General features: G+C 72.5%; 22 protein-coding genes. 13 read left to right on the top strand and 9 right to left on the bottom strand.

Annotated features, from left to right (window positions below; translation table 11 throughout):
• The first annotated feature begins 84 nt into the window (after positions 1-84).
• Positions 85-1,488, top strand: coding sequence for a hypothetical protein (locus ACFYR3_RS00355; protein WP_355843730.1), 1,404 nt, complete (start codon positions 85-87; stop codon positions 1,486-1,488).
• A 45-nt stretch (positions 1,489-1,533) separates the two neighbouring features.
• Here ACFYR3_RS00355 and ACFYR3_RS00350 read toward each other — a convergent pair whose 3' ends face one another.
• Both ACFYR3_RS00350 and ACFYR3_RS00345 read right to left on the bottom strand, forming a co-directional pair.
• Complete coding sequence (locus ACFYR3_RS00350; RefSeq protein ID WP_355843733.1) at positions 1,534-1,947, bottom strand: VOC family protein; 414 nt, start codon at positions 1,945-1,947, stop codon at positions 1,534-1,536.
• 171 nt (positions 1,948-2,118) lie between these two features.
• Complete coding sequence (locus tag ACFYR3_RS00345; RefSeq protein WP_389280806.1) at positions 2,119-3,009, bottom strand: neutral zinc metallopeptidase; 891 nt, start codon at positions 3,007-3,009, stop codon at positions 2,119-2,121.
• Between the two features lie 444 nt (positions 3,010-3,453).
• Between ACFYR3_RS00345 and ACFYR3_RS00340 the strand changes: the two genes are divergently transcribed.
• From ACFYR3_RS00340 to ACFYR3_RS00330, 3 genes are all read left to right on the top strand, one after another.
• Complete coding sequence (locus tag ACFYR3_RS00340) at positions 3,454-5,052, top strand: ABC-F family ATP-binding cassette domain-containing protein (protein ID WP_355843739.1); 1,599 nt, start codon at positions 3,454-3,456, stop codon at positions 5,050-5,052.
• 374 nt (positions 5,053-5,426) lie between these two features.
• Positions 5,427-5,648 carry a helix-turn-helix domain-containing protein gene (locus ACFYR3_RS00335; RefSeq protein ID WP_006123601.1) on the top strand — a complete coding sequence of 74 codons (222 nt, stop codon included), beginning with the start codon at positions 5,427-5,429 and terminating at the stop codon, positions 5,646-5,648.
• A 145-nt stretch (positions 5,649-5,793) separates the two neighbouring features.
• A complete protein-coding gene (locus ACFYR3_RS00330; protein ID WP_355843742.1) occupies positions 5,794-6,597 on the top strand; it encodes an enoyl-CoA hydratase/isomerase family protein in 804 nt (267 codons plus the stop codon).
• A 114-nt stretch (positions 6,598-6,711) separates the two neighbouring features.
• Here the strand turns inward: ACFYR3_RS00330 and ACFYR3_RS00325 are convergent, their stop codons facing one another.
• Positions 6,712-7,638, bottom strand: a complete 927-nt coding sequence (locus tag ACFYR3_RS00325; protein WP_355843745.1) for a nucleopolyhedrovirus P10 family protein — start codon at positions 7,636-7,638, stop codon at positions 6,712-6,714.
• Positions 7,639-7,725: 87 nt separating this feature from the next.
• Here ACFYR3_RS00325 and ACFYR3_RS00320 point away from each other — a divergent pair, with 87 nt between their 5' ends.
• The 5 genes from ACFYR3_RS00320 (at position 7,726) to amaP (ending at position 10,159) form a co-directional block, all read left to right on the top strand.
• Entirely contained in the window at positions 7,726-8,208 is a 483-nt protein-coding gene (locus ACFYR3_RS00320; RefSeq protein ID WP_355843748.1) for an Asp23/Gls24 family envelope stress response protein, read from the top strand.
• Positions 8,209-8,292: 84 nt separating this feature from the next.
• A complete protein-coding gene (locus tag ACFYR3_RS00315; RefSeq protein ID WP_261703263.1) occupies positions 8,293-8,478 on the top strand; it encodes a hypothetical protein in 186 nt (61 codons plus the stop codon).
• A gap of 3 nt (positions 8,479-8,481) precedes the next feature.
• Positions 8,482-8,901, top strand: coding sequence for an Asp23/Gls24 family envelope stress response protein (locus ACFYR3_RS00310; RefSeq protein WP_389280803.1), 420 nt, complete (start codon positions 8,482-8,484; stop codon positions 8,899-8,901).
• Positions 8,898-9,575: a DUF6286 domain-containing protein gene (locus tag ACFYR3_RS00305; RefSeq protein WP_355843751.1), complete on the top strand. Its 678-nt coding sequence runs from the start codon at positions 8,898-8,900 to the stop codon at positions 9,573-9,575. The genes ACFYR3_RS00310 and ACFYR3_RS00305 overlap by 4 nt, the downstream gene beginning before the upstream one ends.
• Positions 9,576-9,580: 5 nt before the next feature.
• The gene (gene amaP, locus ACFYR3_RS00300) at positions 9,581-10,159 is read left to right on the top strand and encodes an alkaline shock response membrane anchor protein AmaP (protein WP_355843753.1); all 579 of its coding nucleotides are present in this window, start codon (positions 9,581-9,583) and stop codon (positions 10,157-10,159) included.
• 520 nt (positions 10,160-10,679) lie between these two features.
• Here amaP and ACFYR3_RS00295 read toward each other — a convergent pair.
• From ACFYR3_RS00295 to ACFYR3_RS00270, 6 genes are all read right to left on the bottom strand, one after another.
• A complete protein-coding gene (locus tag ACFYR3_RS00295; protein WP_355843756.1) occupies positions 10,680-11,435 on the bottom strand; it encodes an SDR family oxidoreductase in 756 nt (251 codons plus the stop codon).
• 14 nt (positions 11,436-11,449) lie between these two features.
• Positions 11,450-13,264: a glycoside hydrolase family 15 protein gene (locus tag ACFYR3_RS00290; RefSeq protein ID WP_355843759.1), complete on the bottom strand. Its 1,815-nt coding sequence runs from the start codon at positions 13,262-13,264 to the stop codon at positions 11,450-11,452.
• 114 nt (positions 13,265-13,378) lie between these two features.
• Positions 13,379-14,170: an SURF1 family protein gene (locus ACFYR3_RS00285; protein ID WP_389281208.1), complete on the bottom strand. Its 792-nt coding sequence runs from the start codon at positions 14,168-14,170 to the stop codon at positions 13,379-13,381.
• Positions 14,171-14,254: 84 nt separating this feature from the next.
• Positions 14,255-14,488, bottom strand: a complete 234-nt coding sequence (locus ACFYR3_RS00280) for a hypothetical protein (protein WP_351128002.1) — start codon at positions 14,486-14,488, stop codon at positions 14,255-14,257.
• Positions 14,489-14,566: 78 nt separating this feature from the next.
• Positions 14,567-15,565, bottom strand: a complete 999-nt coding sequence (locus ACFYR3_RS00275) for a DEDDh family exonuclease (protein ID WP_355843765.1) — start codon at positions 15,563-15,565, stop codon at positions 14,567-14,569.
• A 134-nt stretch (positions 15,566-15,699) separates the two neighbouring features.
• Positions 15,700-18,279: an MXAN_6230/SCO0854 family RING domain-containing protein gene (locus ACFYR3_RS00270; protein WP_389280799.1), complete on the bottom strand. Its 2,580-nt coding sequence runs from the start codon at positions 18,277-18,279 to the stop codon at positions 15,700-15,702.
• A 298-nt stretch (positions 18,280-18,577) separates the two neighbouring features.
• Between ACFYR3_RS00270 and ACFYR3_RS00265 the strand changes: the two genes are divergently transcribed.
• The 4 genes from ACFYR3_RS00265 to ACFYR3_RS00250 are packed head-to-tail and all read left to right on the top strand — an operon-like array spanning position 18,578 to position 22,790.
• On the top strand, positions 18,578-19,375 hold the full coding sequence (locus ACFYR3_RS00265; protein WP_355843771.1) for an acetoacetate decarboxylase family protein: 798 nt from the start codon (positions 18,578-18,580) through the stop codon (positions 19,373-19,375).
• Positions 19,375-20,259, top strand: a complete 885-nt coding sequence (locus ACFYR3_RS00260) for an SDR family NAD(P)-dependent oxidoreductase (RefSeq protein ID WP_389280797.1) — start codon at positions 19,375-19,377, stop codon at positions 20,257-20,259. Before ACFYR3_RS00265 ends, ACFYR3_RS00260 begins: the two co-directional genes overlap by 1 nt.
• 9 nt (positions 20,260-20,268) lie before the next feature.
• Positions 20,269-21,552: an amidohydrolase family protein gene (locus tag ACFYR3_RS00255; RefSeq protein ID WP_389280795.1), complete on the top strand. Its 1,284-nt coding sequence runs from the start codon at positions 20,269-20,271 to the stop codon at positions 21,550-21,552.
• Positions 21,549-22,790 carry an amidohydrolase family protein gene (locus ACFYR3_RS00250; RefSeq protein WP_356782513.1) on the top strand — a complete coding sequence of 414 codons (1,242 nt, stop codon included), beginning with the start codon at positions 21,549-21,551 and terminating at the stop codon, positions 22,788-22,790. The genes ACFYR3_RS00255 and ACFYR3_RS00250 overlap by 4 nt, the downstream gene beginning before the upstream one ends.
• The last annotated feature ends 114 nt before the right edge of the window (positions 22,791-22,904 follow it).

Genomic DNA, 22,904 nt, shown 5'->3' with positions numbered 1-22,904 from the left:
GGGAAGGGCCCGCTCCCACCGCCCCCATGGCCTGCGACGGCATTCCGTTTGGGTTTTCGGACCGTCAACCGCAAGACTGCACCCGTGACGTCCCGTAACCCGCGCGACTCCAGGCTCCGACTCGTCAGCCCGCGGTCCCTCGCGGCCGCTCCCCGAGCGGTGACCCAGCGCCGCACGCGCCGCCCCGCACCGCGACCGCCGGAAGGCACACCGCCGCCCGCGGAGCTCGCCCGCATGGCGCGCACCGGCCTGTCCGACGCGGCGCGCGTCGCGCGCTGGGCCGACGCCGCCCTGCGCCCGGGGCGCGACGGCGCGAACCCCGGCGGCAAGGGCGCCCTCTCCGACGCCACAGCCGAACGGGCCGCAGCGGATCTCGGACTGACCCCGGTTCAGGTCCGCGCCGACTGGGACACCGCCCGCCTGGCCGGCCTCATCGAGGTGCACGGCGACACCGCCCGCCCGGGATGGCGGCTGCGCGCCTGGAGCCGCGACGACAGCGCGGTCCTGCGCGGCTGGGTCGCCCTCTTCGACGCCTGGTCCCTCGCGTACCCCGAGCCCATGGCCCGCGAGCCCGCGGCCGTGGCCGAGGTCGTCTCCGCGATGCCCCAGGTGCTCTCCTTCCTTCAGCTCTCCGCCGGGCCCGTCCCCGTGGACCAGCTCCTCGACCTCCTCGGGCAGCGCGTCACGGAACTGCGCACCGAGCGCTGCGAAATCCCGTACGGACCCGAGCCGGTGCCCGTCCCGGAGCCCGCCGAGGTCCCGGACGCCCCCCTCGCCCCCCTCCTCGAGTGGGCCCTGCACGCCCTCGCCTCCGTCGGCGCGCTGACCTGCGGCGAAGGCCAGGCCACCCTCACCCCGCTCGGCAGCTGGGCGGTCTGGGTCAAGCTGGAGCAGATCTGCGTCGCCGCGCAGAGCCCCGCCGGGAACATCGAGCAGCCCGCCGAGGACATGCTCCGCGGCTGCGCCCAGCTCCGCCCCAACGCGGCCCGCGCCGAGTACCGCGCCTGGCTCGCCGCCCGCCCGGTCGGCGGCGCCGTCACCGAACTCATCGACGCCGCCCGCGGCGAGGACGCCCTCACCCGCGGCCTCGCGTTCGAGGCGCTCCGCGTGGTCGGCGCCCCCGCCGAGCCCGATGTGCGCGCCGTCGTCGAAGAGACCCCGCTGCGCCCCTACGCCCTGCTGTGGCTCGCCGAGCACGACGGCTACGACCCCGAGGACGCCCACGAGGTCCTCACCCGCGCCGAGTCCACCTGGCTGTGGGTCGACACGGCGGCCGCCGTCGCCGACCACGGCGAGGCACCGCTCCTCGTCCGTCATCTGGAGTCCGCGGTGCAGCCCACCGTGCCCACGCTGCTCGACGAGGTGCGCGCGGTCGGGCACCCGCGCACGGTGCAGGTGCTGGTCGCGCTCGCCGCCGCCCACCCGGACCCGGCCCTCGCCAAGGCCGTACGCCGGGCCGCCTTCCAGGTGCACACCGGGGGGAGCTGACGGGAGCCGGCCGGGAGCAGGCGCGGGCCGCCGCCCTGCCGGGCTCTACGCGCCTATCTCCGGGGCGTAGGTGCCGAAGCTCCAGATGTTGCCCTCGATGTCGCGGGCCATGTAGTCCCGCGAGCCGTAGTCCTGGTCGGTCGGGGCCATCAGGATCTCCGCGCCGTGGTCCACGGCGCGCTGGTGGTGTGCGTCGACGTCGTCCACGACGATGTACACCCCGCACGGGCCCGCGCTCTTCATCGCCTCGTCGAAGCGGCCGCCGCGGCCCTTGGAACCGAGCATCACCGCGCCGTTGCCCTGCACCAGTTCGGCGTGCATCACCGAGCCGTCCTCACCCTCGTAGACGGACAGCTCGGTGAAGCCGAAGGCCTCCGTGAGCTGCCTGATCGCCGCCTTCGCGTCGGTGTACAGCATCGAGGGGTAGATGCTGGGGCGCCCGCCGTTCATACCAGCCATACCGAATCACTCCGTCTCGTCACACACTGCCGGATTCCGATCCGCTGCCCAGTCTGGCACCGGCCACTGACAACGCCCCGCGGCCCGGAATCCGGCCACCGCCGCGGGACCGGGCCGCCACCGCGGCACCCCCGGCCCGGCGTCCGGCCCGGAATCCGGGCCGGCTCCCGCTCACCGGAACGTGTTGCACTGCGCCATGTCGCCGCTGGTGAAGCCCTGGTAGAACCACTGCTGCCGCTGACGGGCAGAACCGTGCGTCCAGGTCTCCGGGGTCACCCGGCCCTGGTACCTCGACTGGATCCGGTCGTCGCCGACGGCCGCCGCCGCGTCCAGGCCGTCGCGGATGTCGGCGTCCGTCAGCGAGGTCAGCAACGGCTTGCCCGTCGACGAGGAGGGCGTGGTGGTCGCGTGCCGCGCCCACACCCCCGCGTAGCAGTCGGCCTGGAGCTCCACCTTCGCCGAGTTGCTGTTCGCGCCGGTCACGCCGTCCTGCGACCGGGCGAGCGTGCCCATCAGGTACTGCACGTGATGCCCGTACTCGTGCGCCACCACGTACGCCTGCGCGAACGGTCCGCCGCCGGCGCCGAACGTCGTACGAAGATCGCCGAAGAAGCGGAGGTCCAGATAGACCCTGCGGTCGCCGGGACAGTAGAAGGGTCCGACGGACGACGACGCGGTGCCGCACGCGGTGTCGACCCGGCCGCCGAAGAACACCGTCGGGGCGCGGGTGTAGGTGCCGCCCCTGCGCGCGAACTCCCGGGTCCAGTAGGCCTGGACGCTGTTGACCACCGCCACGGTCCGGCAGTCCTCCTGGGCGTTCGCGTCCCGCCCCGTCCGGCAGGTCCGCTGCACCTGCGCGAGGGAGGCGGCGGTCGACCCGGGCTGTTCGCCGCCCGAGGAGAGCCCGAGCCGGTCGGGACCCACCCCGAAGAGCAGTCCGACGACCAGGGCGGTCAGGCCGGCGAGGCCGCCGCCGACGGTCGCCCTGCCGCCCGGGATTCGACTGCCGCGCACATCCTGCACCTCGGAGGTGTCCAGATCGGCGTCGTCGTCGAACTGCATGGGCACACCACTTCCTGCCGTACGTCGCTCCGTGGCGCCATCCTCGTACGCCCCCGGGCCCCTGGCTCCGGCCCGAGGTCCGAACGGGCGACGCCCGGACCGGGCCGCCGTGTCCCGGGCGATCGCGCGGCCCAGCGCCGCCTCCGCCGGCCGGACCGCGAGAATCGTCACAGCGGGACCGGCGAGATCGTCGCCGTGGACGACCACGACCGGATCACCCCGCGCCGCGCCCCCAGGCGTCGAGCAGACGCCGACAGGCCCCGGACAGACACCCGGCCGACGCCGTGCGGCGGGCCGAGTGTCACAGTGCGCGACGCCCGCACACCGGAAAAGCGCTTGCACCGCCCCGTTAGACTTGGCCCATGGCCATTCTCCTCGCGCATTAGACGGCGGGAACGTCCTCAGCCGTCCACCCCGCCAACAACCCTGCCCTGGAGTCTGTCCGTGATTTCCGCCTCCGGTATCGAGCTGCGCGCCGGCGCCCGCATCCTTATCGAGTCCGCCACCTTCCGCATCACGAAGGGCGACCGCATCGGCCTGGTCGGCCGCAACGGCGCGGGCAAGACGACCCTCACCAAGGTCCTCGCGGGCGAAGGCCAGCCCGCCGCGGGCACCGTCGCCCGCTCCGGCGAGGTCGGCTACCTGCCGCAGGACCCCCGCACCGGCGACCTCGACGTCCTCGCCCGCGACCGCGTCCTGTCGGCCCGCGGCCTGGACGTCCTGATCCGCAAGATGCGCGAGAACGAACAGCGCATCGCCAACGGCGCGGGCGCCACCCGCGAGAAGGCCATGCGGCAGTACGAGCGCCAGGAGACCGAGTTCCTCACCAAGGGCGGGTACTCCGCCGAGGCAGAGGCCGCCACCATCGCCGCCGCGCTCAACCTGCCCGACCGGGTGCTCGGCCAGCCCCTGCACACGCTCTCCGGCGGTCAGCGCCGCCGTATCGAGCTGGCCCGCATCCTCTTCTCGGACGCCGACACCCTGCTGCTCGACGAGCCGACGAACCACCTCGACGCCGACTCGATCGTCTGGCTGCGCGACTACCTGAAGAGCTACCGCGGCGGCTTCATCGTGATCTCCCACGACGTCGACCTCGTCGAGACGGTCGTCAACAAGGTGTTCTACCTGGACGCCAACCGCGCCCAGATCGACGTCTACAACATGGGCTGGAAGCTCTACCAGCAGCAGCGCGAGGCCGACGAGAAGCGCCGCAAGCGCGAGCGCCAGAACGCCGAGAAGAAGGCCGCGGCACTGAACGCGCAGGCCGACAAGATGCGCGCCAAGGCCACCAAGACGGTCGCCGCCCAGAACATGGCCAAGCGCGCCGACCGGCTGCTCGCCGGCCTGGACGCCGTCCGTGTCTCCGACAAGGTCGCCAAGCTGCGCTTCCCCGAGCCCTCGCCCTGCGGCAGGACCCCGCTCATGGCGGAGGGCCTGTCGAAGTCGTACGGCTCCCTGGAGATCTTCACCGACGTCGACCTGGCCATCGACAAGGGCTCCCGCGTCGTCATCCTCGGCCTGAACGGCGCCGGCAAGACGACCCTCCTGCGTCTGCTCGGAGGAGCCGAGAAGCCCGACACCGGAGAGGTCATCGAGGGCCACGGCCTCAAGCTCGGCTACTACGCGCAGGAGCACGAGACCCTCGACCCCGAGCGCACGGTCCTGGAGAACATGCGCTCCGCCGCGCCCGACCTGGACCTGGTCGAGGTCCGCAAGACGCTCGGCTCGTTCCTGTTCTCCGGCGACGACGTCGACAAGCCGGCCGGCGTGCTCTCCGGCGGCGAGAAGACCCGGCTCGCGCTCGCAACCCTCGTGGTCTCGTCCGCGAACGTGCTGCTGCTCGACGAGCCGACGAACAACCTCGACCCGGCCAGCCGCGAGGAGATCCTCGGCGCGCTGCGCACCTACAAGGGCGCCGTCGTCCTCGTCACTCACGACGAGGGCGCCGTCCAGGCGCTCCAGCCGGAGCGGATCATCCTCCTGCCGGACGGCGTCGAGGACCTGTGGGGCGCCGACTACGCCGACCTGGTGGCCCTCGCCTGAGCCCGTGCGCGGCCTCCGGGAGGGGGTCCGCGCCACGTGATCGAATGACTGATCCACTGCGTATGGATCATTCGGCCGATCCGTGATCCATCATCTGTGTGAGATCTCCTCGTACCGAGGTGTGTCGTACATCGATTTCACGGCCGAGTCCTTTGTTACCGAGGACTCGGCCGTTCTGCGTCGCTGACCAGGCACTTCACAGAAGAACCCGTTCGGCTGTACGGACGGCACCGGCCGGAACCACAGATTCCACTCGTGGGGACGGACTCCTGTCGTCAAAACCTTGTCTTACGGACCTTGCCGAATGGGTGGCCATGACGCCCGGAAGGGGTGATCATGAGAGTCCAGAGCGCACTTCCCATGAGGAGGACCGGGTGGCCGAGACTCTGAAGAAGGGCAGCCGGGTTACCGGCGCCGCGCGCGACAAGCTCGCGGCAGACCTGAAGAAGAAGTACGACTCCGGTGCGAGCATCCGAGCGCTGGCCGAAGAGACCGGCCGTTCGTATGGCTTTGTGCACCGGATGCTCAGCGAGTCGGGTGTCACGCTCCGAGGGCGTGGCGGAGCGACGCGGGGCAAGAAGGCCGCCTCGGCCTGAGGCCGGGCGTCCCCATCGGCTTCGGTGGTGACCACCCGGTCGGTCGGGTGACCGACCGGGTGGTTACTGTGCAGTCACTTAGGTGCGTTCCTCGTGTCTTCGCGGGGTGCGCGTCTGATCCGACCGCACCCATCGGAGGCACCCCATGGCTTCGCTCGACAAGGATCTCGACCCGGTACTCGACAAGGACGGCGTACGGCTCACCGTCGACGGCGCGATCGCCACGGTGACGCTGACCAATCCGGCCAAGCGCAATGCCCAGAGTCCTGCTCTCTGGCGGGCCTTGACGCAGGCCGGGCGGTCATTGCCAGGCTCCGTCCGGGTGGTCGTCCTGCGCGCCGAGGGCCAGTCCTTCTCCGCGGGGCTCGACCGGCAGGCGTTCACGCCCGAGGGCTTCGACGGGGAACCGTCGTTCATCGACCTCGCGCGCGGCTCCGACGCCGAGCTCGACGCGACCATCGCCGAGTACCAGGAGGCGTTCACCTGGTGGCGGCGCAGCGACATCGTCTCCATCGCCGCCGTACAGGGGCATGCCATCGGTGCGGGGTTCCAGCTCGCGCTCGCCTGTGACCTGCGCGTCGTCGCCGACGACGTGCAGTTCGCCATGCGCGAGACCAGCCTCGGTCTGGTGCCCGACCTCACGGGGACGCACCCGCTGGTCAGCCTCGTGGGATACGCCCGCGCGCTCGAGATCTGCGCCACGGGCCGCTTCGTCCTGGCCGAGGAGGCCGAGCGCACCGGGCTCGCCAACCTCGCCGTGCCCGGCGAGCAGCTCGACGCAGCGGTCCGCGACCTGACCGCGGCACTGCTGGCCGCGCCGCGGGACGCCGTGATCGAGACGAAGGCCCTGCTGCGCGGAGCACAGGAGCGGTCGTACGAGGAGCAGCGCACCGCCGAGCGAGCCTCCCAGGCGCGCCGGCTCCGCGACCTCGCGGGCGTGGGGGACTAGCCCCCCTGAAGCCCCATGGCGGGACACCCCCCGAGGACGGAGCCCGTCCTGGGCGCGACACCCTCCGAGGACGGGCAGGCGTCCTGACTCCCTGAGGACGGACGTCCTGGTTCCCTAAGGACGGGCGTCCTGGCTCACGGCGGTCACCAGTACCGCCACGGACGGGGTGTCCCGTGCGGCCTCCGTGATCGCCGCCCTGACCGCCCGTGCCACGTCCACCGCCCGCTCTTCCGGGGAGACCGCGAGTTCGACGCGGATGTGCCGGCGCGGCAGGGCCGGTTCCGTGGCGGGCGCGGTCTCCACGTGGACCGGTGGGCCCAGCGCGCCCGTCAGACGGGTCACGCCCGGGACGGCCAGGGCGGCCGCCGCGATCCGCGCCTGCTCGGGGTCCTTCGGTACGGGCGCCCTGCGCACGTCATCGGCCGGTACGACGACGGAACTCTCCCGTGCGTCGTCGGCCGGGTCGGCGGGCTGTGTCACCCCTGCCTCGGTGGTCGGCACGGTGGCCGGGGTGTCCGGTACGCCGTCGGCCGCGTGGGCGGTCCGGGTGTTCCGTGCGGCGTCGGCCGGTACGGCCGCGGGTGCCTCCCGTTGCTCGTCCGCCGGGAGAGCCGTGAACGCCTCGTCCTCCTCCAGCAGGTCCGTCACCCGCAGGTCCACCCCGCTGACGTCGAGGCCGAGCCGCTGTGTCGCCGCGGTGGCCAGGGTCAGGCGCAGCCGGGCCGCGGTGGCCGGGAGGGGCTCGACGCCGGGGACCGTCGGATCCGCCGAGGCCAGGAACTCCGCGGTGACGCGCAGCGGGCCGGGCGGCAGCGCACTGGGTGGGGGCGGCACCGCGGGCGTGCCGGTCCGGTCAGGATCGGCGAGCGCGATCCGGAGCGCGCCGAGCCGCACACCGTCCACACCGGCCGCCGCACGCCGCAGCACCGACTCGGCCGCCTCCTCCGTGATCCACGCGCCGTCGCGCGGAAGGCCCAGCGGCAGGAGCCTGCCCAGCCCGAGCTGATGCCGTACCACTTGCGTCCACCAGTCCGCCGTCATTGCTCCAGCGTGCCCCATCCACGACGCGCGACCGCGCGACCCGACCTACTGTGAGCAGAGGAGGACGACCGAAAGGGACGTACGGCAATGACCGACATGACCGAGCGGAACCGGACGGACAGCCCCGACATCGAGAAGGAGAGCCAGCAGACCCGTAAGCCCACCAGGCGCGGCGGTGGAGATCCCGCCACGCGGGGACGGACCACGATCGCCGACGGAGTCGTGGAGAAGATCGCCGGGCTCGCCGCCCGTGACGTAGTCGGTGTCCACACGATGGGCAGCGGGCTGAGCAGGACCTTCGGAGCGGTGCGCGACCGGGTGCCGGGCGGTTCCAAGTCCGTGTCACGGGGTGTGAAGGCCGAGGTCGGCGAGCTGCAGACGGCGCTGGACCTGGAGATCGTCGTCGACTACGGCGTGTCGATCGCCGACGTGGCCCGTGACGTACGCGAGAACGTCGTCGCGGCGGTCGAGCGCATGACAGGCCTCGAAGTGGTGGAAGTCAACATCGCGGTGAGTGATGTGAAGCTTCCCGAGGAAGAAGACGAGGAGCCGGAGACGCGGCTCCAGTGACCCTCGGGCCACCGGAACGCCCCGGACACTCCGGCCACCGCACCACGAGTGATCACGCGGCCACCGACTGCTGAGGAGCGCATCATGAGCTTGGCCGTGATCGGCATGATCGCCGGAATGGCGCTGGCCTTCGCCGGGTACTTCGGCGGTTTCGGCGCCTTCCTCCTGGTGGCCGCCCTGGGGGCCGTCGGGTTCGTCGTCGGACGGCTCCTGGAGGGGGACCTGGACATCGGCGACTTCTTCCGCGCCCGTGACGACCGGCGGCGGTGACGCGTGCCAGGTCATGTCGACCGGCTCGGTGAGACACGGCCGGGCCTCGCGACCGTCGCGGCCCGCGAGCGGGGCGCCACCCGGATCGCCGACCGGGTCGTCGCGAAGATCGCGTCGCAGGCGGCGCGCGAGGCGCTGCCCCCGCTGCCGGCCGACGCCGTGCCCCCGCACGCGACGGTCGTCGTGCGGCGGCAGTCGACCGGCGGCGGAGCGGACGGCACACCGACGCACAGTGCCCGGGTCCGGGTCAGTCTCGAACTCGGCTACCCCTCCGACATCGGTGCCCAGTGCGGCGAGGTGCGTCGTCATGTCACCGAGCGGGTAAGGGCGTTGGCGGGAATGGAAGTGCCGGAGGTGGCTGTCCAGGTGGAGCGGCTGCACCTGGCGCACGGGCCGGGCACGGCACAGGGGAGGACGCAATGAGCGAGCCCCAGGGCTCCGAGAACACCCGGAAGATGCCCGTACTGGAGAAGGGGGAGGACGCGGGCGCGCTCGGGCAGTCCGCCTCCGCGGCCGCCTACGAACCGCTGAACACCGTCGACGACGAGGACGGCCGTCAGGGCCGGTTCTGGTCCGTGCGCCGTATCCCGGCCGGCATCCTCGCGTTCCTGCTCCTCGTCGCCGCGGGCGCCTTCCTGTACGACGTCGTGGCCGTGCGCGCGGGGCGGTCCGCCCTGCGCTGGCGCACGTGGGTGGCCCACCAGCTCGCCGAACGGCCGCTCGACGACACCGCGGTCCTCGTCGGCGCCGGAATCGCCGCCGCGGTGGGACTCTGGTTGATCGTCCTCGCGGCCACGCCCGGACTGCGGGACGTGCTGCCGATGCGGCGCACCCATGCCGATGTCCGGGCCGGACTGCACCGGGGTGCCGCCGCGATGGCGCTCCGCGACCGGGCCATGGAGGTCGCCGGTGTGCAGTCGGTCCGCGTGCGCGTGAAGCGCCGGAAGGTCGACGTCCGCGCGGTGTCGCACTTCCGGGAACTCGACGACGTGCGCGCCGACCTCGACACCACACTCGCCGACGGCATCAAGGGGCTGGGACTGGCCCGCTCGCCGGCCCTGTCGGTGCATGTCGCGCGCCCCGGACGGAAGGGGTGAGGTCCGTGCTCCGGATCGTCAACCGCGTACTGATCGGCTTCATCGGGCTCGTGCTGCTCGTCCTCGGCGGCTCCGTGCTCGCCGTCGGACTCGGCGTGCGGCCGCCCTCGTGGTGGATCTACGAGGGGCGGCACGACGTGCTGCTCAGTACCGCAGATCGGACCAAGTGGCGGGACCAGGGCTGGTGGTGGCCCGCCGTCATCGCCGCGCTCGCGGTGCTCCTGCTGCTCGCCATGTGGTGGCTGGTCGCCGTCGTGCGGCGCCGACGTCTTGCCGACGTGCTCGTCGACACCGGCGACGGCGCGGGCGCGCTGCTGCGCGGCCGGGCCCTGGAGGGCGTGCTGGCCGCCGAATCGGCCCGGCTGGGCGGCGTCGACCAGGCGCACGTCCATCTGACCGGCCGGCGCAGTCTGCCCGAGGCGCGCGTGCGGCTCCTGCTGGAACCGCATGTGGACCCCGGGCACGCGCTGCACCTGCTGACCGTGGAGGCACTCGCGCACGCCCGTGACTCGGCCGGCTTGGCCGCGCTCCCCGCGGAGGTCCGTCTACGCGGAGTCAAGCACCGTGCTGAGCGCGTGACTTGAGCGGTGCCTGCTTTCGGAAGGACGCCCCTGCCGACGCCACCGGCTTCCGGGAGGACGCGCCGCCGAGCCGCCCGCCTCCGGGAGGACTTGCCGCCGGGCCCGCCCGTTTCCGGGAGGACGCCCTGCCGGGCTCTCTCGCCCCAGCGGTCTCGCCGCGCTCCTCGCGACGGTGCGGCCCTGCGGGGTCAAGTACCGTGCGGAGTGCGTGACTTGAGGGGTGCGGCGCCTTCGCGGGGGGCTCGGCTGGGCCTCCCGCATCTGGGAGGGACCGTTCTGCCGGGTTCATGCGCCGCAGCGGTCTCGCCGCGCTCCCCGCGACGGTGCGGCCCTGCGGGGTCAAGCGCCGTGCGGAGTGCGTGACTTGAGCGGCACCCCGCTTGCGGGACGGCTCTGGCGGGCCGGCCCCCTTCCGGGCGGACGCCCTGCTGAGCGCACCGGCTTTGAGGCGGGCGGGTCCGCCCGTCTCCGCGGTGGCCCGGGTGGGCTCACCTCCTTCCATGGGCGGGCCCGGCTGCCGGGTCTAGAATCCGCTTCGCATCCCGCCGTCCACCGGCACCATGATGCCCGTGAGGTACGACGCCGCGGGCGAGAGCAGGAACGCGGTCGCGCGGCCGAACTCCTCCGGGGTGCCGTAGCGGCGCAGCGGGATGCGGGACTCGTTGGCCGCGCGGGTGGCCTCGGGGTCGGCGGACAGCCCGTCCAGTTCGCGGACGCGGTCCGTGTCGATGCGGGACGGCAGCAGTCCGACGACCCGGATGCCGCGCGGGCCCAGTTCGTCCGCGAGGGACTTGGCGAAGCCCGCGAGGCCAGGACGCAGACCGTTGGAGATGGTCAGCCCCGGGATCGGTTCGTACACCGAGCCGGAGAGCACGAAGCCGACGACACCACCCTCGCCGAGCTCCGCGGCGGCCGCGCGGGCCAGCCGTACCGCGCCGAGGAACACCGACTCGAATGCCACCATCCACTGCTCGTCGGTGTTGTCCGCGGCGAACCCGGGCGGCGGTCCGCCGACGCTGATCAGGATGCCGTCGAAGCCGCCGAAGTGGTCACGGGCGGCCGCGATCAGCCGGGCCGGGGTCTCGGCGGCGCCGTTGTCGGCCGCGACCCCGACCGCGTTCGCGCCGAGCGCGGAGGCGGCGTCGGCCGCGCTCTTCGCGTCGCGTCCGGTGACGACCACCTTCGCGCCGTCGGCGACGAGTTCACGCGCGGCGGCGTTGCCCAGGCCCCGGGTGGCTCCCGTGACGACGTACACACGATCCTTCAGTCCAAGATCCATGACCCCATCCTCCCCTATCCCGGTGGTGTGACCTCTTCCGCTTCCCCCGCCTTCTCGACGCCGAACAGGCTGAGGGCGGACACCACCAGACCGATGTGGCTGAAGGCCTGGGGGAAGTTTCCGAGCTGGCGGCCCGCGACGGGGTCGTACTCCTCGGACAGCAGTCCCACGTCGTTGGTGAGGCCGGCCAGCCGCTCGAACAGCTCGCGCGCCTCACGCGTACGGCCCGTCAGATGCAGCGCGTCCGCGAGCCAGAACGAGCAGACGATGAAGGTGCCCTCGCCCCCCGGGAGCCCGTCGACGCCGGTCGTCGCGGCGCTGTAGCGGCGCACCAGGAAGCCGTCGGGGGCGAGTTCCGCGCGGACCGCGTCGATCGTGCCGACCACCCGCGGATCGTCGGGGGGCAGGAAACCTACCCGCGGGATGAGCAGCAGGGAGGCGTCCAGTTCGGGCGAACCGTAGGACTGCGTGAAGGTGTTCCGCTCGGTGTCGAAGCCGCGCTCGCACACCTCCCGGTGCACGTCGTCGCGCATCGCCCGCCAGCCCTCCAGATCGCCGTCGAGCGTCGGGTCGTCCTCCAGGGTGCGCACCGCGCGGTCGGCGGCCACCCAGGCCATCACCTTCGAGTACACGAAGTGCCGGCGTGGGCCGCGCACCTCCCAGATCCCCTCGTCCGGCTGCCGCCAGGCGACCCGCAGGAACTCCATCATGGCGCACTGCACCCGCCACATGTGGGGTCTCGACGGCAGGCCCGAACGCCGGGCGAGCGACAGCGAGTCGATGACCTCGCCGTACACGTCGAGCTGCAACTGCTCCACGGCGCTGTTGCCGACCCGGACGGGCGCGGAGCCGACGAAGCCGGACAGCCACGGAATCTCGTACTCCGGCAGTCTGCGCTCTCCCGAGAGGCCGTACATGATCTGCAGGTCCGCCGGGTCGCCCGCGACCGCGCGGAGCAGCCAGTCGCGCCACGCCTCGGCCTCCTCGTGGTAGCCGGCCGCCAGGAGGGCGCCGAGGGTGAGCGTGGAGTCGCGCAGCCAGCAGTAGCGGTAGTCCCAGTTGCGGACGCCGCCGAGTTCCTCGGGCAGCGAGGTGGTGGGGGCGGCCACGATGCCGCCGGTCGGGGCGTAGGTGAGGGCCTTGAGCGTGATCAGGGAGCGCACGACGGCATCCCGGTGCGGCCCGTCGTAACGGCAGCGCGCCGCCCACGCCCGCCAGTCCTGGACGCTGGTCTCCAGCGCCTCGAAGGGGTCGCACAGCGGCGGCCGGGGCCGGTGCGAGGGGTGCCAGGTCAGGACGAAGGCGACCTTCTCGCCCGCCGCCACGGTGAACTCGGAGTGCGTGCGGAACTCCTTGCCCCAGGTGTGCACGGGCGGTTCGCTGCGCAGCCACACCGAGTCGGGCCCCGCGACCGCCACCCGGTGGCCGTCCGCGCGGCGCATCCACGGCACGACGGAGCCGTAGTCGAAGCGCAACTGGAGCAGACCGCGCATCCTGACCCGGCCGCTGAGACCTTCGATGATGCGTACGACATCGGGGGCGTGCTCGCGCTGCGGCATCAGGTCGGTCACCCGGACCGAGCCCTCGGCGGTGTCCCACTCGGTGTCGAGCACCAGCGTGTCGGGGCGGTACGCGCGCCGGGTGCACGCGTCTGCGCCCTCGGGCGCGATCCGCCAGTGACCGTTGTCCTCGTCGCCCAGCAGGGCCGCGAAACAGGCCGCCGAGTCGAAGCGGGGCAGACACAGCCAGTCGACGGAACCGTCGCGGCCCACCAGAGCGGCGGTCTGTTCGTCCCCGATGAGCGCGTAGTCCTCGATGCGTCGGTCCACGCTGGACGGGTTCCCGACCGGGGCGGACGTCAATCGGGCCGCCAGAGTGGCGTGGGCGCTTCAGGGCGCTTCAGGGCGCCTCCAGGACGGCTGCGCGGAGTCCGCGCCCCGGCGCTACACGGTCGCCGGTTCCGCTTCCGGCGCGGTCTGCGCGGCGGCGGCCTCCGCCCGGTCGCGGCGCTCGCGGCGGACCAGGATCACAAACCCGACGGGGACGCCCGCGGAGAAGAGCCACCACTGGATCGCGTACGCCATGTGCGGGCCGATGTCGCTGTGCTCGGGGTCCGGGATCAGCTCGGGGGAGTCGCTCCTGGGCTCCGGCGCGGTCTGCTCGATGTAGCCGCCGAGGACCTGCTCGCCGAGCCGCCGTGCCTCCTGCCCGCTGCTGATCAGCATGACCTGACGGGCGGGCAGGCCCCGGACGTTCTTGATGCCGCTGTCGGCGGTCGTCTGGTCGGCCATCAGCCGGCCGGTGACGGTGATCTCGCCCCGGGCGGGGGCCGGGATCTTCGGGAAGGCGGTCTGCGCGCCGTCCGCCGGGACCCAGCCCCGGTTGACCACGAGGACGCGGCCGTCGGTCAGGACGAACGGGGTCAGGACGTGGTAGCCGACCTCGCCGTCGGCGTTGGTGCGGCGGCGGACGACCTCTTCGTGCGCGGTGTCGAAGTGCCCCCTCGCGGTCACCCGGCGGAACAGGTCGTCGTTCCGGATCCGCTGTCCCGGCGCGGTGACCGACTCCGCGGGCACCGGCTTCGTGGCGAGCGAGTCGGAGATCACCGTGTTCAGGGCGACCTTGTGCTCATGCCGGTGGAGCTGCCAGAAGCCCAGCTTGATCATCGTCGGGATGAGCGCGAGGGCCACGAGGGTGAGGATCACCCACTGCCGGGACAACAGGAAGCGGTACACCCCAATGACGGTACTCGGCATGATTCGGCCCTCGGCGGGAGGGTCCCGCCGAGGGCCGTGCGATGCCCTGTCCGGGGCCGGGACTCACACCTTGTCGACGATCCCCGCATTCCCCTCCGCGCGGGCGCAGTGCGCGCCGCAGTACCAGTGGCCCTCGACCTCGACACCCTGGCCGATGACCTGGACGCGACAGTGCTCGCAGATCGGGGCCATCCGGTGGATCGCGCAGGAGAAGCAGTCGAAGACGTGCACCGCGCCCTGCGCGTGCACCTCGAAGGTCATTCCGTAGTCATTGCCGCATACTTCGCATCTCGCCATGCGCCACAGGGTGGGGTGCCGGGGCGGTGCGGGCGAGCGGGCGCCGGGCGAGTCGCCCGTCAATCACCCGTACGTCCGTCACCCTTCCGACGCGGGTTCGACGTCGCGCAGCAGTTGTCCGAACGCCGCCTCGTCGATCACCGGTGTCCCGAACTGCTTGGCCTTGACCACTTTCGACGTGTTGGAGTCCGGGTCGTTCGTCACCAGCAGGCTGGTGAGCCGGGACAGACTCGTCGCGACGTGCAGACCGGCCTCGACGGCCCGGTCCTCCAGCAGTTCGCGATCGACGGACGTGTCCCCGGAGAACGCGACCCGCATGCCCTGCTTGAGTGATTTGTCCGACTCGTACCGTCCTGGGTTGGGATGGGGGCATGCGGGACGCTTACGGGAGGGACGCCAACTCCCGGACGGGTAACCGCCGGACTCGTAGCCCCCGGACTGCCGTCCGATGCGCGGTGCCGCGGGGCTGTCCGACCACTCCTTGAGCGGCAGGCACTCCAGGAGCGGCAGGCGCACCCCGTCGCGCGCGGCGGCCCGCAGGCTCGGCCGGAACGCCTCGGCCAGCACGCGCGCGTCGTCCAGCGCGTGGTGCGCCCGCTGCTGTACGACACCGAAGTGCGCGGCCAGCGACTCCAGCTTGTGGTTGGGCAGCGGCAGGCCCAGCTCCTTGGAGAGCGCGATGGTGCACAGGCGCTGGCGCACTGGCGCCTCGCGCTCAGCGCGCGCGTACTCCCGCGCGATCATCGACCAGTCGAAGACCGCGTTGTGCGCGACCAGTACCCGGCCGTCGAGCCGGGCGGCGAACTCCTCGGCGACGTCCTGGAAGAGCGGTGCCCCTTCGAGCATGTCGCTGGTCAGGCCGTGGATCCACACCGGGCCCGGGTCCCGCTCCGGATTGACCATCGTGTACCAGTGGTCCTCGACCTCGCCGCGCGCGTCCAGCCGGTAGACGGCGGCGGAGATTATCCGGTCGTCGCGGGCCAGTCCTGTGGTCTCCACGTCAACGACCGCGTATCCCTGCGGATACGCGGCCGGCCAGGAGGCTGGGGACGCTGCGGTCGTGAGGTCTTCGAGCATGGTCAATGAGGATACGGGCCGTGACTGACAGTCCGGCCCCCGCCTTCCCGGATCCGGCACCCTTGAAGGCCCGTCACCGGGCCACCAGCGCGCGAGTCCCGCAACCGGGTCCGGCGGGCCCGGCGTTGACGCGCTCAGCCAAGCGCCGCCACCAGGTCCCCCGCCGTCAGGGCGGCCAGACCGCAGCCGTCGACGGGGCCGGGCAGCAGCCGGTACACGGATCCGCTCGCGCCCTGCGGGGCGACGCCACCGTGCACCAGGGCGAGCAGGACGTGCCTCTTCGCGGCCGCCTCGGCGGCGAGCCCCTCCGGGTCCTCGGCCGGGCGCCGACGCTCCGGAGGCTCCAGAGCGCGTACGCGGGCGGCGAAGGCCAGGTCCGTCTCGCCCTCCGCGCGCGTGTAGTGCCACAGCTCGTCACCCGAAGGCGCCCGCCGGACCACCGCGACCTCGTCCGTACGGGCCGCCGCGTGCCACACCGCCAGGTCCCACAGGGTCGTCCGGCCGGTGGTGAAGTACTGGAACAGGTCCTTGCCGACGCGGCCGAGGTCGGCGCTGTGCCGGTACACGCTGTGGAAGCCGTCGGACGACGGCAGATGCAGGTCGGTCCACAGGAACGTGCGGCGCTCCAGGTCGACCAGCAGGGGGACGTGGATGCGTGAATCGCCCTCCAGGTCGTAGCGCTGACGCACCGTGCGGGGGTCGTACGAGGCGTCCCGTCCGTCCTTCGAGGGCAGTGCCATGAAGCCGGCGAAGGCGTCGAGGAGATGTTCGAAGGCGATGTTGTTGAAGCTGAAGACGATGGGCACGGCGAAGCGCACCGGGCCGTCGGCGAGTGCCGTGAGGTCCAGGTCCACGTACTCGGTGGCGCCGTCGGGCGCCGGGGCCGAGGTCAGGTCCCCGGAGTGGACGGCGGCCCGCTCCCCATGGACCAGGTTCGTGTAGTCGCACACGCCCACGAACGTCCAGTCCTCGTCGTACAGCGCGACCGACAGGTCGAGGTCGACGCGGATCTTCGCGGGCTGCGTCCAGTGCAGGAAGAGGCGCAGGACCTCCCCCTCGGGGAGCGGCTGGCTGCTGCCGCGCGGCACCGAGACCAGCGCCTTCGCGGACGCGCGCTCGGCGGAGGGGACGGCCAGGCCCGCGAGGCCCGTGTCGAGGACGGCGAGGTCGAAGCGCGGGGCGGACGCCAGCCGGCGTACGGCCTCGGCCTCCAGAAGCGCGCAGACGCCGTCGGTGACCGCCTCGGCCAGCGGGGCCCGGGTGTCGTCGAGCGTGAAGGAGTGGGTGACCTGGCCGCGCGGGAAGAACACCCGCCGCTCGCCGGGGAGATGGCGGACGCGTAGCCGTCCGAGCGCGGCGAGCAGCGGACCGGGACCGGCCTTGGGCAGGACCCGCCGCATGGTGTCGGCGAACCCGTCCGGCAACTCCTCCAGGTCGTGCAGGCGCAGCAAGTGGTCGAGCCTGCGCAGCAGTTCGCCCGGCCGCCGGGCGAGCAGGCCGAGCGCGCGGGGCAAGTCCTTGTCGCGCAGGGCCTGTTCGGTGTGCGCGCCCCAGGAGTCGGGCTTGATGCGCGCGCCGTCGATCCGTACCGCCTCCGGGTGCGCGGCCGCGGTGCGCAGCAGGGCCGCGCCGAGCGGTGAGGCGGAGGTGTCGGTGGCGCGCAGCACGGCGAAGGCGAGGGCGGCCTTCGGATGCCGGTCGTGCCGCTCGTACGGGTGCAGGATCTCGGCGGCGCGCTTCCACCCGACCGGATGCCGCAGCACGTCCTCGACCAGCGACGACGCATCGAACCCGTCGAGTACGGCGAGGAGTTGGCGGCGCAGCGGGCGGGGCAGCGAGCGGAAGCGGCGCAGTTCGACGAGATCGGCCTCGCCGCCCGACCAGACCTGCAGCAGCCGCAGTACGTCGGTCGCCGTGGTGAGGTGCGCGGCGAGCAGCGGGCGCACGGCCGCGCGCGTGCGCCGGTCCAGCAGGAGATTCCCGAGCACCAGGGCCTTCGTGTCGCGGACGGGGATGTCCGCGGGCAGCCATTCCAGGGCGGTGGGCGCGTGCGCCAGCAGCAGCTTCACATCGTCCCGGTCCTGCGGCGGCAGCGGCGTCCGCCGGGCCAGCAGCTGAAGCAGCGCCCTCACGGAGTCCGCCCGCTGATCGGTCCCGAGGGCCAGCAACTTCAGCGGTCCGACGGGGAGTTCGCGCCGAAGCCGTGGCGCGGCGGGCTTCAGGAACGGGTCGGCTCGGTCGATCCGGCGGTGGCACAGGGGGCAGCCGGCGTAGTCGGCGCCGTCCCAGCAGGCGCGGCACACCAGATGGGCGCACGGCGAGACGGGATGAACGCTGCCGACCGTGCCGCACAGCACGCACGGCTGGGCGGGCCACTGCAACAGCAGCGTGAAGACCCGGTCGACGTAGAGCTGGAGGGTGTCGTCGGGCACCGAGGCCGGGAAGCTGCGGAACAGCGGCATATGGGTGCGGTCGGCGCCCAGTTCCACGTCGATCTGTCGGATCAGGGTGCTGCCGGCGTCCCCGAGCCCCGCGGGTCCGAGCCAGGCGAGCGCGGCGCGCAGTGGTGCCGACGGGGCGAATCCCCGGTCCAGCAGCTCGGCTTCAAGAGCGACGAGGCCCTCGGTCGTCGCCGGGTCTCCCGGCCGTGGCCCGGCCTGGTCGACGTAGACGGTTCGCAGGCGGCGGAGCAGCACGGACGACAGTACGGACAAGCGGAAATCCCCCGGGATCCGGAAATGTGTGAGGCGGGGGCGGAGAGTGAGCGCGCTACGGGTGTCATAGAAGGAGAGAGAAGGAAGCACGCTTGCGGAGCCGCCCCCGCGATCGCCGAGTCTAGGGAGAGGCCGGCCCGCGGGGCCACCGAATATTTCTGGGGTTCGGGAAGCCGGTCCGTCCGCTCCGGTGCCGGACCCGGGTGTCCGGCCGGCGCATGGCTATGGACCTTTCGCCCGCGCGGTGCAAGCGTGCTGCGCGCCCCAGCAGGTAGCGCCTACGAAGGGCGGTACGGACATGGCACGAGTGAGGTACGGCGCACGGACCGAGGCGGAGATCGCCGCCTCGCGCGCCGCGAGCTCCAGACTCCCCGACATCTGGTCCACCGGTGTGGTGGCCGTCTGGGAGAGCGACCCCGACGCGGTCGCGGCGGTCCTGCCGCCCCCGCTGAAGCCCACCGCACGGCCTCTGGTGCGGGTGAACATCAGCAAGGTCGATCTGCCCGGATATCCGCTGGGCGCCGGCTCGTTCGCCGTCGCCGCGGCGCACGAGGACGTCGAGGGCTGGTATCCGCTCGTCATGCCGATGACCCACGAGCGGGCCCTGATCGGCGGCCGCGAGGTCTTCGGGGAGCCCAAGAAGCTCGGCGAGGTGACGGTCGAGCGCGACGGGCTCGTCGTGCGCGCCGTGCTCGCCCGGCACGGCATCGCCTTCGTCGAGGTGCGCGGCGCGGTGAGCGGGGCCCTGCCGCTGCCCGAACCCGCGCAGAAGACCGACTTCTACTTCAAGTTCCTTCCCGCGGTGGACGGTTCGGGCTTCGACGCCGACCCGGTCCTCGTGCACTGCGTGCGCAACGAGAAGGTCCGCAAGCTGGAGCGCGTCACCGGGGACGTCGTCCTGCGCGAGTCGATGTACGACCCGGTCGCCGATCTGCCCGTACGCAGGCTGGTGGAGATCACCCTCGGTGAGAAGACCACCGACCAGAAGGGCAGGGTCGCCGAACGCGTCAGCGGCCGGGCCCTGTTGCCGTACATCCACCAGCGCTACGACGATCCGCAGCAGATTCTCGACGGGCCGCCCGAAGGGAGCGCCTGATGGAACTGCGCGCGGGGCAGGTCGCCGTCGTCACCGGCGCGGCGAGCGGCATCGGGCTCGCGATGGCACGGCGGTTCGCGGCGGACGGGCTGAAGGTGGTCCTCGCCGACGTCGAGGAGGGCGCCCTGGAGAAGGCCGCCGGGGAACTGCGCGAGGACGGCGCCGACGTCCAGGCGCGCGTGGTGGACGTCGGGGAGCGCTCCGAGGTCCTCGCGCTCGCCGAGGACGTGTACGGCACGTACGGCGCGGTGCACGTGCTGTGCAACAACGCCGGGGTCGGCTCCGGCGCCGAGGGCCGGATGTGGGAGCACGACCCGAACGACTGGAAGTGGGCCTTCGCCGTCAACGTGTGGGGCGTCTTCCACGGCATCCAGGCGTTCGTTCCCCGGATGATCGCCGGGGGCGAACCGGGGCACGTCGTCAACACCTCGTCCGGCGACGGCGGGATCGCCCCGCTGCCCACCGCCTCCGTGTACGCCGTCACCAAGGCGGCCGTGGTGACGATGACCGAGTCGCTGTACGCGCACCTGAAGGCGGAGCACGCGCGCGTGGGCGCCTCCGTGCTGTTCCCCGGACCCCACATGCTCCGCACGGGCCTGTGGGAGTCGCACCGCAACCGGCCCGCGCGGTACGCGAAGGAGCGGCCCCGCAGGACCCCGTACCGCAGCCTCGGGCAGTGGGAGGCCGCGATGAAGGAGGCGGGCCACGACGTGCGGTTCACCCCCGTCGAACAGGTCGCCGACCTGGTCGCCGAGGGGATCCGCGAGGACCGTTTCTGGCTGCTGCCCGAGAGCGAGCACAGCGACCGGCAGATCCGGGCGCGGTCGCAGTCGATGCTCGACCGGGCCGATCCGTCGTACCTGGAAAGTTTCATCCTCGACTGAGGGGGCGCGGTGACCGAACAGGACCCGTATCTGATCATCTCCTCCGACTGCCACGCCGGACTCCCCACCGAGGAGTACCGGCCCTATCTGGACTCCCGTTTCCACCGGGACTTCGACGAGTTCCTCGCGGGCCAGGGCCGGCGCCGCGAGGAGATGACCCGCCTCGGCATCCGCAACGAGGCGTTCGCCGACAAGTGGTTCCACGACAACGAGGAGGGCCTGCGGGGCGGTTGGGACACCGCGCAGCGCCTCAAGGAGCTGGACGGCGACGGGGTGGCGGCCGAGGTCGTCTTCCCCGACGCGGACGCCGTGGACAGCCGGACCGCCGCGCCGTTCGGCGTGGGCCTCGGCCTCTCCGGCGATCAGGACCCGGAACTCGGCATGGCGGGTGCCCGGGCCCACAACCGCTGGCTCGCCGACTTCGTCTCGGAGCACCCCGAACGGCACTGCGGGGTCGCCCTGTTGCCGGTCACCGGCGAGACCGGGCGGGTCGTCGCCGAGGTGTACCGAGCCAAGGAGTCCGGCCTCGGCGCCCTGATGATTCCCTCCATGTGGGTCGACAAGGAGCCGTACCACGACCGCCGTTACGACCCCGTGTGGGCGGCGGCCGCCGAGTGCGCGATGCCCGTGCTCACCCACTCCGGCGCGGCACCCCGCCACGAATACGGCGACCACCTCGGGATCTACGTCTCCGAGGTCACCTGGTGGCCGGCGCGCCCCCTCTGGTTCCTCCTCTGGTCGGGGGTCTTCGAGCGGCATCCCGGACTCCGGTTCGGTGTCGCGGAGTCGGGCTGCTGGTGGCTGCCCAACCTGCTGTGGTTCATGGACCGTCTCTACCTCGGCGCGCACGGCGGCAAGAAGCTGTCGCCCTTCGCCGAACTGAAACGGCCCCCGCACGAGTACCTGGACCGGCAGGTCTTCATCTGCGCGACCAACACCAAGCGCCGCGAGCTCGCCCAGCGCTACGAGATCGGCGTGGACAACATCCTCTGGGGCAGCGACTTCCCGCACCCCGAGGGCACCTGGCCCGACACCCGGGCGTGGCTGGCGAAGACCTTCCACGACATCCCGGTGGAGGAGACCCGTCGCATGCTCGGCCTCGCGGCGGCCGAGGTCTTCGGTTTCGACGTCGGCGAACTGGCCCCGCTCGCCCGCCGGATCGGCCCCACACCCACCGAACTGGGCCAGGCGGAGGACCAGTCGGCGGTCGAGGCGTCCTGGGCGCGCTCGCGGGAAGTGGGCCGCCACTGGCTGACGGACCACGACTTCCCCGTGCTGGGAGTGAGCCCATGACCGCCGAGGACCGCTACACCGTCATCTCCGCCGACTGCCACGCGGGCGCCGATCTCCTCGACTACAGGCCGTACTTGGAGCGGCGGCACCACGAGGACTTCGACGCCTGGGCGGCCGGCTACGTCAACCCGTACGAGGACCTGCTCGCCGACACCGCCGACCGGAACTGGAACTCCGGGCGGCGCGTCGCGGAGCTGGAGGAGGACGGCATCGTCGCGGAGGTGGTCTTCCCGAACACCATCCCGCCGTTCTTCCCGTCGGGCTCCCTGATGGCACCGGCCCCGACGGCGCAGGAGCTCGAACTGCGCTGGGCGGGTCTGCGGGCCCACAACCGCTGGCTCGCCGACTTCTGCGCGGCGGCACCCGGCCGGCGCGCGGGCGTCTTCCAGATCCTCCTGAACGATGTCGACGCGGCGGTCGGGGAGATCCACCGGTCAGCGGGCGCGGGCCTCAGGGGCGGACTGCTGCTGCCCGGCACACCCCCCGGCTCGGGCCTGCCCGAGCTGTACTCGTCGGCGTACGACCCGATCTGGGCGGCCTGCGCCGAACTGGGTGTCCCGGTGAACCACCACGCGGGCTCCGCCTCGCCGCCCCTCGGGGACGAACCCGCGGCCCGCGCCGTGTACATGGTGGAGACGACCTGGTTCTCGCACCGGGCACTGTGGCACCTGGTGTTCGGCGGCGCGTTCCGCCGCAACCCCGGCCTGAGACTGGTGCTCACCGAGCAGGGCTCGGGCTGGATCCCCGGGGTGCTCGACATGCTGGACTACTACCACGGGCGGCTGGTCGCGGCCGCGGGCAAGGCGTCGAAGACGTCGACCGCCGAGTCGAAGTTCGGCGCGGGGCTGGCCGCGACGATGGGCGAGCGCCCCTCCGAGGTCTGGCGCGACAACTGCTTCGTCGGCGCCAGCTTCATGCGCCCCCACGAGGTGCCGCTGCGCGACCGCATCGGCCTCGACAAGATCATGTGGGGCAGCGACTACCCGCACGACGAAGGCACCCATCCCTACACCCGCGAGGGCCTGCGCATCGCCTACGCGGGCCTGCCCCGCGCCGAGATCGCCGCCATGGTCGGCGGCAACGCGGCCCGCGTCTACGGCTTCGACCTGGCGTACCTCGACGAGATCGCCGCGAAGGTCGGCCCCACGGTGGCCGAGATCGCCGAACCGCTGGGCACCCCGCCCGCCGACGCGACGAGCCCGGCGTTCGCGAGAGGAGGCTCGGTGCGCGTGTGGTGAGCGCCGGGGCAGCGGTCGCCCGGTGCCTCCCGGGTGGTGACGTGGCCCGGCAGCTTCCGGCGCGTGTGGTCCGGCGTTCGCCCGGAGGAGTACGGCGTGGTGGCTTCCGGGCGG

The sequence above is a fragment of the Streptomyces sp. NPDC005784 genome (assembly GCF_042871525.1).
Lineage (GTDB): Bacteria > Actinomycetota > Actinomycetes > Streptomycetales > Streptomycetaceae > Streptomyces.
Note: the sequence above shows the minus strand (reverse complement) of the source record. Positions and strands in the feature narration are given on the sequence as shown.